1 protein-coding gene is annotated in these 434 nt (G+C 42.9%); it reads right to left on the bottom strand.

Annotated elements, in window-relative coordinates; all coding sequences use genetic code 11:
- Nucleotides 1–28: 28 nt before the first annotated feature.
- A partial coding sequence (locus CS022_RS24660; RefSeq protein ID WP_328590434.1) for a GNAT family N-acetyltransferase occupies nt 29–434 on the bottom strand: 406 nt, incomplete at its 5' end.

A 434-nucleotide genomic window follows, 5' to 3' on the forward strand; every position in this document is an offset into this window, starting at 1 on the left:
CGCGATGTTTGATGGCCTTGTTATGAGCCTACACTTGAAACACCCGCTGAGCCTTACTGCTTTCGAAGCCGATGCTTTCGTAAAACTTGTGTGCATCAAGTCTCTTTTCGTTACAGCGTACTCTGAATTTGCCTATATTTTTAGCTTGAGCATATTGAACTAAAGCTCGACCAACACCGTGACCACGGCTTTCAGGAGAAACAACTAAACCACCAATTTCATAAAAGTTGTCTGATGCGAGACGTCTAGCATAGAAAAGATGTAGCCAACCAATAATTCGACCTTGCCACTCAGCTACAAATACTTGGTCTTGAGAAGAATTGAGCAATTCTTGAAGTTTTGTAGTGGATTCAGTGGGGGATAACTGAGAATAGCCAAGGTGCTCGGAGACTTTATTGATACAAGCCGCATCCGATTCTGAAGCAGATCTGATA

It is taken from the genome of Veronia nyctiphanis, from assembly GCF_004116385.1.
GTDB lineage: Bacteria > Pseudomonadota > Gammaproteobacteria > Enterobacterales > Vibrionaceae > Veronia > Veronia nyctiphanis.